Origin of the sequence: Streptomyces sp. cg36, from assembly GCF_041080675.1 — a bacterium.
GTDB lineage: Bacteria > Actinomycetota > Actinomycetes > Streptomycetales > Streptomycetaceae > Streptomyces.
On sequence record NZ_CP163520.1, the window covers coordinates 498,673 to 508,442 of the forward strand.

Sequence of the window (9,770 nt, forward strand, 5' to 3'; positions counted from 1 at the left end):
ACCCGGACGCCGTCGTCCGCCGACGGCGGGGCGGGCCCGGCCCGTTCACTCCCCCCGGGCGAACGTCCGCCGGTACTCGGTGGGTGTGGTCCCCAGTACGCGCTGGAAGTGGAGGCGCAGGTTCGCGCCCGTCCCCAGCCCCACGTCGGTGGCGATCCGCTCCACCCCCCGCTCCGAACGCTCCAGCAGCTCACGGGCCATGTCGATACGGGCGCGCATGACCCACTGCATCGGCGTGTAGCCGGTGTCCTCGACGAACCGCCGCGAGAACGTGCGCGCGGACACCGCCGCGTGCCGGGCCATCGCCTCCAGGGTGAGGGGTTCACCGAGCCGGTGCAGCGCCCACTCGCGGGTGGCGGCGAACCGCTCGCCCAGCGGTTCGGGCAGACTGCGCGGCACGTACTGCGCCTGGCCACCGCTGCGGTAGGGCGCCGCGACCAGCCGCCGGGCCGCGTGGTTGGACGCGGCCACCCCGAGGTCGCCGCGCAGGATGTGCAGGCACAGGTCGATGCCGGAGGCGGCGCCCGCCGAGGTCAGCACCGTGCCCTCGTCCACGAACAGGACGTTCGCGTCCACCCGTACGCGCGGATGCTTCTCGGCGAGGGCCCGCGTGTAGTGCCAGTGAGTGGTCGCGCGCCTGCCGTCGAGCAGGCCCGTGGCGGCGAGCGCGAAGGCGCCCGTGGAGATCGCGGCGAGCCGGGCGCCCCGGGCGTGGGCGGCGACCAGCGCCTCCAGGACGGCCCGTGGCGGGTCCTCACGGCCCGGGAAGCGGTAGCCGGGCACGAAGACGAGATCGGCCCACTCCAGCGCGTCCAGGCCGTGGGCGACGGCGTACGACAGACCGTCACCCCCGGTCACCGGCCCGGGTTCGGCCCCGCACACCCGCACCTCGTACGGCATGCTCGCGCGGGTCGTGAACACCTGCGCGGGGATTCCGACGTCCAGGGGCTTGGCGCCTTCGAGCACGAGGACGGCGACGCGGCGCGGGCGGGAGGGGTTCGGCACGGGGAAAGCGTACGAGGACGGCCGCCCGCTTCCGGACAGCGCCGCAGGTCGCAGGGGTGGACCCGGGCGCCGGGCCCCGGCCCGCGCGGCCTCGCCCGCGCATTGGCGAGATCCTTGCGAACCATGGCGCTCACGCCTCTGCCGCCGCCGGGCGCCGCGCGCGAGGCTGGAGCGGAACCGAAGGGACGGACATCACCCATGACTCGCATCGCCATCAACGGATTCGGCCGCATCGGACGCAATGTGCTGCGCGCGCTGCTGGAGCGCGACAGTGCCCTGGAGGTCGTCGCCGTCAATGACCTCACCGAGCCCGCCACCCTCGCGCGGCTGCTCGCCTTCGACTCGACGGCCGGGCGCCTGGGGCGGCCGGTGACCGTGGACGGCGACACCCTCGTCGTCGACGGCCGCCGCATCAAGGTGCTCGCCGAGCGCGAGCCGGCGGACCTGCCGTGGGCCGCGCTGGAGGTCGACCTCGTCCTGGAGGCCACCGGCCGCTTCACCGCCGCCAAGGCCGCCCGGGCCCACCTGGACGCGGGCGCGCGGAAGGTGCTGGTCAGCGCCCCGTCGGACGGCGCCGACGTCACGCTGGCGTTCGGCGTGAACAACGACGCGTACGACGCCGAGGCGCACACGATCGTCTCCAACGCGTCCTGCACCACCAACGCCCTCGCGCCGCTGGCCGCCGTGCTGGACGAACTCGCCGGGATCGAGCACGGGTTCATGACGACCGTGCACGCCTACACCCAGGAGCAGAACCTCCAGGACGGCCCGCACCGCGACGCCCGTCGCGCCCGCGCCGCCGGGGTCAACATCGTGCCGACCACCACGGGCGCGGCCAAGGCGATCGGGCTCGTCCTGCCCGGCCTCGACGGCAAGCTGTCCGGCGACTCGATCCGGGTGCCCGTGCCGGTGGGTTCGATCGTCGAGCTCAACACGACCGTCGCGCGCGACGTGACGCGCGAGGAGGTGCTGGCCGCCTACCGCGCCGCGGCCGAGGGTCCGCTCGCGGGCGTCCTGGAGTACTCGGAGGACGCCCTGGTCTCCTCCGACATCACCGGGAACCCGGCCTCGTCCATCTTCGACTCGGCCCTCACCCGGGTGGACGGCCGCCACATCAAGGTGGTCGCCTGGTACGACAACGAGTGGGGCTTCTCCAACCGCGTGATCGACACGCTGGAGCTGCTCGCGGGCCGCTGACGTCCGCACCCCGGAGGGCGGCGGGGCCGGTGGTCCGGCCCCGCCGCCCTCCGCGTACCGCCGCACCCTGCCACTCCCCGCGCCCGCAGATATCGCGCGGGTGCGCGCGGACGGGCACGATGGACGGGCCGGGACCACGGCCCGGACGCCGTCGGGCCGCCGTCCGACGAGGTCGCCCCGGAGCAACGGGCGGTGACCGAGGGAGAGGGATGCGCGCATGCCCGCGGACATGACCGACGCCCCTTCGCAGGGGTGCCCGCCCGGTGGCGGGCGGTTCTCCGTGACGCCGCGGACCGTCTCCGGGGTCGCGGTGCTCTCGCTGACCGGCGAGCTGGACCACGACACCGCCGAACCGCTGCGTGCCGCGCTCTCGCAGCAGATCGAGGCGGGCCGGGAACGGATCGTCGTGGACTGCGCCGGCCTGTGGTTCTGCGATTCGACCGGGCTCAACGCCCTGCTCCGCGCGCGGAGCGCCGCCCGGGCGGCCGGCAGCGGCGTGGAGCTCGCGGCTCTCCAGCCCTCCGTCGCCCGAATGTTCGAGATCACCGGCGCGCACGCGGTGTTCCGGATCCACCCGGATCTGGACACGGCGCTCGGCGACCGGCCCCCGCGGTAGCGGAGGGGGCGATGGACGGCGCGGACGCCCGGCCCGCCGGGCGGAGCCAGATCCGCCGTCTGGAACTCGGCGGCGTGCAGGGGGTCGTCACCCGCTGCCGCGACTTCACCGCGCGGGCGCTCGACGCGTGGGGCTGGACCGCCACCGCGTACGAGCCCGATCTGGAGCGGGTCGAGGACGTCCTCCTCCTGGTGTCCGAGGTCGTCACCAACGCCTGTCTGCACACGGGCGGCCCCGAGGAGCTGGTGCTGCGCCACCGCGCCGGAGTGCTGCGCGCCGAGGTCAGGGACCCCAGCCCCGTCGTCCCCGCGCGCCGGCCCCGGGCGCCCTCGCTGCCCGGCGGACACGGTCTGATGGTGCTCGACCGGCTGGCGGAGCGCTGGGGATCGGTGCCCGAGGGGACGGGCAAGGTGGTGTGGCTGGAGGTCTCCCTGCCGTCCGGCCCGCCCGGCGGCGCACGGCGATAGAGCCCGTCCTTGAGCCCCCGTCGTTCGCCCGGAGCGCGCGGGCGCGGATTCAGGGAGGCCCTCCGAGGACCGTCAGGCTCCGCCGGGCGGCGGGCCGTCCTCCAGGAGCCCGGCCCGCAACCGGTCGAGGAGCTGGGTCAGCAGCCGCGAGACGTGCATCTGCGAGAGCCCCACGCGGGCCCCGATCTCCGACTGGGTCAGCTCCTCGCCGAAGCGCAGCGAGAGCAGCGTCCGCTCGCGGTCGGTCAGGGCCGCGATGAGCGGCTTGAGCGACTCCAGGGACTCGACCACCTCGAAGGCGGGGTCCTCCTCCCCCAGGCTCCGCATGACGGCGGTGTCCTCGGTGCGCTCGTCGTCGGGTACGTCGAGCGAGCGCGCCGCGTACGCGTTGGCGGCCCGGTCACCCTCGACGACTTCGGCCTCGGACAGCTCCAGCTCGGCGGCCAGCTCCGGCACCGTCGGCGGGCGGCCCAGCTCCTGGCCCAGCCGCTCCCTGGCCCCGGCCAGCCGCAGCCGCGCCTCCTGGAGCCTGCGGGGCACCTGGACGGCCCAGCTGGTGTCGCGGCAGAACCGCTTCATCTCGCCGGTGATCGTCGGCAGCGCGAAGGAGGTGAACTCCACTCCGCGCTCCACGTCGAAGCGGTTGATGGCCTTGATGAGCCCGACGGTGCCGACCTGGACGATGTCCTCCATCGGCTCGGCACGGCCGCGGAACCGGCGGGCCGCGAACTTCACCAGGCTGAGGTTCAGCTCGACCAGGGTGTTGCGCACGTACGCGTGTTCCTGGGTGCCCTCCTCCAGCTCGGCCAGCCGCCGGAACATGGCCTGGGAGAGGGACCGGGCCTCCTCGGTGGCCAGGCTCTGCGGCCGGGCCACCTCCGGTATCCCGTCGAAGGCGCGGCGGCGCATCAGCGGCGCCGAGGGGGTGGGCGGCGGTGCCGTGCGGAGGGGTGCTGCGCGAGTGCTGGTCAAGAGAGCTCCTTCGACGGGGCGGGGGCCTGCCCTGCCGGATGGCAGGGGGGTCCGTCGTCCGAGCGTCCTCATGACCTTATGCCCGTATTGCCAGCTTTTATCCGGATTCGCGGTTCGGTGGCGGAGACGCCGGGAAGTCGTCTGCCATGGCGAGTGTCGAAGCAACGGGACAAGCGTCGCGGAGCCGCCGGTTCAGCCTCGACGGGCAGCCCGGTGTGGTGGCCCGCTGCCGGGACCTCACCCGGCAGGCCCTCGACGAGTGGTACTCCCCGTACGGACCGGGCGGGCGGGCCGCCGCCGAGGACGCGCTGCTGCTGGTCTCCGAGGTCGTCACCAACGCGTACACGCACGGTGACGCCCCCTACGAGCTCCGCCTCGACCACCGGGGCGCCACGGTGTGGGTCCAGGTGAGCGACCACAGTCCGCGGCGCCCACGCCCGCACGGCCGCCACCGGGCCGCCAGGTCGTCGGGGCACGGGCTGTACCTGCTGCAACGGCTCTCGGCGAGCTGGGGCTGGGTGCCGCGCGGGCGGGGCAAGACCGTGTGGTTCGAGATCGAGGTGGCGGCGTCCCCGTCGGCCTAGGACGTGTTCTTGTCCGGCCCGTCGAGAGGGCGGCGCGCCCCCGGCGTCGTATGGCGGTGGCGCACCCACAGGGGCAGCGCGAACCAGCACAGCACGTACCAGGCCACCACGGCGGCGACCAGCCAGGGCCAGTGTCCGCCCTGCGAGGCCACCCGGAGCACCAGCAGCAGGGCGGAGGTCATCGTCGCCAGCAGCAGGACGAGCCCGACCACGGTGAGCCGGGAGGCCCAGACGACGGCGGTCGGTTTGATGTGGCGTCCGGAGAGGATCCGGTGGAAGGAGACCGGGGCCACCAGCGCGCCCGTCGTCACCGAGCCGAGGACGACCGTGCAGACGTAGATGGCGTGGTCGACGCGGCCCAGTTCGCGGAAGACGGGGGTGAAGGCGACGGTGAGGAGGAAGCCGAACAGGATCTGTACGCCCGTCTGGGCGACCCTCACCTCCTGGATGAGATCGCCCCACTTGCGGTCGGCCCGTCCTTCGGCGGTCTCGTCGCGTCCTTCGTCGGCCCGGCCCGCCCCGTCGTCGTCCTCGTTCATCGTGCTCTCCTGACACTCCGCGGCGCGCCCGCGTGGCGGACCGCTCCGGGGTGTGCGGGCCGCCCCGCACCGGTACCCGCCCGCGCGCGGCGCAATCGGGGGGAGCCGCCCGCGCCCCGCCGGTTCGCGCGGTGGTGGCGGGGTACACGCTGGTCATGCTCACGTTTGGGGTCGAAGAAGAATATTTGCTGGTGGACCCCGTCACGGGTCACCCGGTCCCTCGCTCGGAGGACGTGCGCGAAGCTGCGGGTCTGGGGCTGGCGGCCACAGACCGGGAAGTGCAGCCCGAACTGCTCATGGCTCAGGTGGAGGTCGCCACTCCGGTCTGCCTGACCCTGGAGGAACTGGGCGGCCATCTGGTGCGTCTGCGGCACGTCGTGGGGGCCGCCGCCCAGCGCATGGGATGCCGGCTGGCGGCCGTCGCCGCCGCGCCGGTGGTGGACGGCAAGCCCGTCCCCATCACCCCGTACCCCCGCTATCTGGCCATGCGTACGGCCGCGGGGCGGCTGGTCGACGAACAGCTGATCAACGGCATGCACGTGCACGTCGGGGTGCCGGACCGCGAGGTGGGCGTGGCCGTGCTCAACCGGATCCGGGTCTGGCTGCCCACGCTGCTGGCCATGTCGGCCAACTCCCCGCTGGCCAACGGCCACGACACGGGGTTCGCCAGCTGGCGCACCCTCGTCTTCGGCCGCTGGCCGGTCAGCGGCCCCCCGCCCCGGTTCGACGGTCTGCGCGACTACGAGACCCGCTCGGAGGCGCTGGTCACCGCGGGCGCCGCCCTCGACCACGGCCAGCTGTACTGGCACGCCCGGCTGTCGGACCGGTACCCCACCGTCGAGGTGCGCTGTCTGGACGTACAGCTGCGGGTGGACGACGCGGTGCTGCTGGCCGGGCTCGTCCGGGCGCTGGTGGCCACCGCCATCCGTGAGCAGAAGGACGCCGAACCCCTGCCCAGCTGTCCGGGGGAGCTGCTCCAGGCCGCCACGTGGCTGGCCGCCCGGGACGGTCTGAACGGGATGCTGGTCGCCCCGGCCGGGCAGCTGAGCAGCTGCGGTGACGTGCTGTACCTGCTGACCCAGCACCTCGGCCCCGCCCTGGACGCCCTGGGCGACGCCCGGGAGGTCGATGCCCTGCTCCACCGGCTGCTGCGCCAGGGCACGGGCGCGGGCCGTCAGCGCGAGGCCCTGGCCGCGGGGGGAATTCCCGCGGTGATCGACCTCATCACGACCCAGAGCCTGCCGAACTGAAGCCGGAACCGGCCATGTTGGGAGCGTCCGGCAGAGCGGTCGATCGGCATTCGGCCCGGACCTTTCCCGAGATTCCCTCCGGGAAATGTCCAAAGCGGGACGAGGAAATTCGCGACTGGGTCGCGCAATGGCGCGGAAAGGGCCGCCCGGGCTCTCGCCCGGGCGGCCCCGCGTATCCGTGGTGCGAACCACCGGATCGCCCTACCAGCGGTACCAGCGACCACTTCCGCCCTTGGGCCGGGCCACGAAGCCGATGAGCCACAGCACCAGAACGACGATCGCGACCCACCACAGGATCTTGACGGCGAAGCCGACACCGAAAAGGATCAGCGCCAGCAGAAGCACGAGAAGCAATGGAACCATGGAAATCAACCTCCAGCTTTCCAGGTTCCCCCTTTTCCGGCCCCCATGCATTCGTCCCCGGAATTGCCGGGGCGCCCGCCCAGCGCGCGGTTCCGCGGGCCGTGGTGATCACCGGCAGCCGCGCGGCGGCCGGTCGCCGACTCGTTCGCCCCGCCGGGGTTCATGAGTTTCGCGCCGGAGCTGTTGGGTTTCAGCTCACGGTCATGGGCGACCGCCGGGCGGGCTCAGCGGGCCCTGCGGGGCGGGGTGAAGGTGTAGAGGTCGAGGATGTCGGGGCAGGGGGCGACACCGGGTCCGCCCGCCCGTACCCAGTCGATGATGTCCTCGGCCGCGTCCGGGTCGTTGACCAGGCCGAGCCAGACCGGCCGGGCCCCGGCGACGCGGGCGGCGCTCGACGGCTGGACGACGATCACATTGGCCTGCTCGCAGACGTCCAGACAGGCCGAGACGCGTACGGGCGCGCCCTCGGCCAGCCGCGCCTTCTGCCGCGCGTGGTCGACCCCGGGCACCTTGGCGGTCCCGCAGCAGCAGTCCCGGCACACCACGATCCGGCACGGGGCCGCATCGGCGGCGGTCCCGCCGCCGCGTCCGGGTTGGCGCTGTCGCCCCTCGGGCATGCCGCTCACGCTCCTCCTCCGGGGAGATCCGCCCCGGTCTGGGTCAAGGAGGCGACGGGTGAGTCTCCTGGCTCCCGGGTCTTCGCTCCCCCCGTCCTTCCCGCCCGGCTGGGGCAGTGGTCCGTTCGGGGTTCGCTCGCCGGTCACAGTGGCGGGACCGCGCCGGATTTCCACCGGCTTCCTCGTTCCGCGTCGCCTTGTCGTGGCGCATCGTCGCACGTCCGGGGCGTGGCGGGTCAAGTCGTGCGGGTGGTGCCGCAGGGAGGTGCGGAGTCACGCCGGGCGCAGCGGGAGCGTGGCCGTGACCAGGAATCCGCCCTCGCGCGTCGCACCGGCCGTGAAGAACCCGCCGAGGAGGTGGACGCGTTCGCTCAGCCCGACCAGACCGTGGCCGCCGCTCGGCAGGTCCAGCGGATCGGCGCCGCGGTCGGCCGGGCCGTTGCGGACCTCCAGGGCCAGTTCGGCGTCCCGGCACCGCACGCGGACGTCCACCCGCGCGCCCGGCGCGTGCTTGCGGACGTTGGTCAGGGCCTCCTGGACGATGCGGTAGGCGGCCCGTTCGACCGCCTCCGGGCACTGGGCGCAGGCCCGTTGGTCGATCTCGGCCGTGATGTCGAGCGCGCTGTCGGCGACGAGCCGGTCCAGGTCGGCCAGGCGTGGCTGCGGGGTCAGCTCGCCCCGGCCGCCGCCCGCCGCGCGCAGGACGCCCACCATGTGGCGCAGCTCCTCCAGGGTGCGCACCGACAGGGTGCGGATCGTGGCCGCGATGTCCCGTGCCGAGGGATCGGCCGTGCTCGTCCGCAGGGCTCCCGCCTGGAGGCTGATCAGGCTCACCTGGTGGGCGACGACGTCGTGCATCTCCCGGGCCAGCCGGGCCCGTTCGGTGTCCAGGACGTGCTCGGCCAGCAGCCGGTCGCTCTCGGCCCGGCTGGCGGTGAGTTCGCCGAGCCGGGCCGCCAGCTCGTGGCGCACCGCGTGCAGCCGACCGAGCGCCAGCGCCGCCACGGGCGCGCCCACCAGGACCTCCAGCCACCCTTCCTGGGCGAGGCGGCGGCTGACCTCGTCGGCGGTCAGCGGGTGGGGCAGGAAGTAGGCGAGGGCGTTGAGCAGGGTGCACACCACCAGCAGGCCGGGCTTCGGACGCAGGTAGGAGAGGGTGTAGAGGGCGATCAGTCCGGCCAGCCAGGCATTGTCCAAGTACGTTCCGGGCAGCGTCAGCACGAGCACGGCGACCGGGTGGCGCAGCCGGGCGAGGAGTACGAACGCCGCGGCCAGCGGGGCGACGCGGTCCGTGGCGGTGTACCCCTCGTCGCCGATGAAGGTGTCCGCGACCGCCAGCGCGACGGGGCCCAGCAGCACCCACGCCCGCCGGGCCCGGGGCGAGGACGTCCACCGCGCCAGGTGCGGCCTCATGCCGGACCGCTCGGCGGGGTCCTGGTCAGGCCCGCGCGTTCGGCGACCACGGCCGCCTGGACGCGGTTGACTCCGCCGAGCTTGCCGAGGATGACGCTGACGTGGTCCTTCACCGTGCCGTGCGCCAGGTGCATGCGCTCGGCGATGGCGGGGTTGGACAGCCCGAGGCCGAGCAGGGCCAGTACTTCCTGCTCCCGGGGGGTGAGCCGGGCGACGGCGTCGGCGGCTTCCCGCGCGCCGTCGCTGCCCACCACGTAGCCGCTCACCACGGCCCGCGCGACGGACGGGTCCAGGGTGCTGCCCCCGGCGGCGAGATCGCGGACGGCCTGGGTGAGCTGTTCCGGCTCGGTGTCCTTGAGGAGGAATCCGACCGCGCCCTCCCGCAGTGCGGTGGCCAGGTACTCGTCGGTGTCGAAGGTGGTCAGCATGCTGACGGCGGGCATCCGCGGACCGAGCGCCTCCGTGAGCCCGCGCAGCACGGTCAGACCGTCCACGTCCGGCATCCGGATGTCCAGCATGACCACGTCGGGGAGGTGCGCGACCACCGTGTCGACGGCCTCCCCGCCGCCGCACTCCGCCACCACCTCGATGTCGGGTGCCGAGCCGAGCAGCAGACGCAGCCCCGACCGGACGAGGTACTCGTCGTCGACGATGACGACACGGATCGCGTCGTCTCGCTGGTCGGGCTCCACACGCCGACCCTAGGGCGGACGGGCCGGAACCGCCCGCCGGGCCGGGGCGCGTTAC

12 protein-coding genes and 1 riboswitch are annotated in these 9,770 nt (G+C 73.9%); of the genes, 5 read left to right on the forward strand and 7 right to left on the reverse strand.

Translation table 11 applies throughout. From position 1 onward, the window contains the following. Positions 1-45: 45 nt before the first annotated feature. Positions 46-1,005 (reverse strand): GlxA family transcriptional regulator, encoded by a 960-nt coding sequence (locus tag AB5J87_RS02185; RefSeq protein WP_369373284.1) that lies wholly within the window; start codon positions 1,003-1,005, stop codon positions 46-48. A gap of 198 nt (positions 1,006-1,203) precedes the next feature. Between AB5J87_RS02185 and gap the strand changes: the two genes are divergently transcribed. The 3 genes from gap (at position 1,204) to AB5J87_RS02200 (ending at position 3,285) form a co-directional block, all read left to right on the forward strand. Then, entirely contained in the window at positions 1,204-2,202 is a 999-nt protein-coding gene (gene gap / locus AB5J87_RS02190) for a type I glyceraldehyde-3-phosphate dehydrogenase (protein WP_369373286.1), read from the forward strand. Positions 2,203-2,419: 217 nt separating this feature from the next. Then, positions 2,420-2,818 (forward strand): STAS domain-containing protein, encoded by a 399-nt coding sequence (locus AB5J87_RS02195; RefSeq protein WP_369373288.1) that lies wholly within the window; start codon positions 2,420-2,422, stop codon positions 2,816-2,818. Positions 2,819-2,829: 11 nt separating this feature from the next. After that, positions 2,830-3,285, forward strand: a complete 456-nt coding sequence (locus AB5J87_RS02200; RefSeq protein WP_369373290.1) for an ATP-binding protein — start codon at positions 2,830-2,832, stop codon at positions 3,283-3,285. A gap of 72 nt (positions 3,286-3,357) precedes the next feature. Here AB5J87_RS02200 and AB5J87_RS02205 read toward each other — a convergent pair whose 3' ends face one another. Further along, positions 3,358-4,194, reverse strand: a complete 837-nt coding sequence (locus AB5J87_RS02205; RefSeq protein WP_369383330.1) for a SigB/SigF/SigG family RNA polymerase sigma factor — start codon at positions 4,192-4,194, stop codon at positions 3,358-3,360. 209 nt (positions 4,195-4,403) lie between these two features. Here AB5J87_RS02205 and AB5J87_RS02210 point away from each other — a divergent pair, with 209 nt between their 5' ends. Continuing rightward, on the forward strand, positions 4,404-4,841 hold the full coding sequence (locus AB5J87_RS02210) for an ATP-binding protein (protein WP_369373292.1): 438 nt from the start codon (positions 4,404-4,406) through the stop codon (positions 4,839-4,841). On the opposite strand, the gene AB5J87_RS02215 is transcribed toward AB5J87_RS02210, so the two are convergent. After that, positions 4,838-5,380, reverse strand: coding sequence for a DUF6328 family protein (locus AB5J87_RS02215; protein WP_369373294.1), 543 nt, complete (start codon positions 5,378-5,380; stop codon positions 4,838-4,840). The genes AB5J87_RS02210 and AB5J87_RS02215 overlap by 4 nt on opposite strands. 155 nt (positions 5,381-5,535) lie before the next feature. Here AB5J87_RS02215 and AB5J87_RS02220 point away from each other — a divergent pair, with 155 nt between their 5' ends. Then, on the forward strand, positions 5,536-6,630 hold the full coding sequence (locus AB5J87_RS02220; protein ID WP_369373296.1) for a glutamate--cysteine ligase: 1,095 nt from the start codon (positions 5,536-5,538) through the stop codon (positions 6,628-6,630). A gap of 201 nt (positions 6,631-6,831) precedes the next feature. On the opposite strand, the gene AB5J87_RS02225 is transcribed toward AB5J87_RS02220, so the two are convergent. The 4 genes from AB5J87_RS02225 to AB5J87_RS02240 form a co-directional block, all read right to left on the reverse strand. Continuing rightward, positions 6,832-6,993, reverse strand: a complete 162-nt coding sequence (locus AB5J87_RS02225; RefSeq protein WP_369373298.1) for a hydrophobic protein — start codon at positions 6,991-6,993, stop codon at positions 6,832-6,834. 224 nt (positions 6,994-7,217) lie between these two features. Further along, positions 7,218-7,610 carry a (2Fe-2S) ferredoxin domain-containing protein gene (locus AB5J87_RS02230; RefSeq protein WP_369373300.1) on the reverse strand — a complete coding sequence of 131 codons (393 nt, stop codon included), beginning with the start codon at positions 7,608-7,610 and terminating at the stop codon, positions 7,218-7,220. A gap of 60 nt (positions 7,611-7,670) precedes the next feature. Further along, positions 7,671-7,797: riboswitch (cobalamin riboswitch) on the reverse strand. An 86-nt stretch (positions 7,798-7,883) separates the two neighbouring features. Then, complete coding sequence (locus AB5J87_RS02235; RefSeq protein ID WP_369373302.1) at positions 7,884-9,023, reverse strand: sensor histidine kinase; 1,140 nt, start codon at positions 9,021-9,023, stop codon at positions 7,884-7,886. Next, complete coding sequence (locus AB5J87_RS02240) at positions 9,020-9,715, reverse strand: response regulator (protein WP_369373304.1); 696 nt, start codon at positions 9,713-9,715, stop codon at positions 9,020-9,022. The genes AB5J87_RS02235 and AB5J87_RS02240 overlap by 4 nt, the downstream gene beginning before the upstream one ends. Between the last annotated feature and the right edge of the window lie 55 nt (positions 9,716-9,770).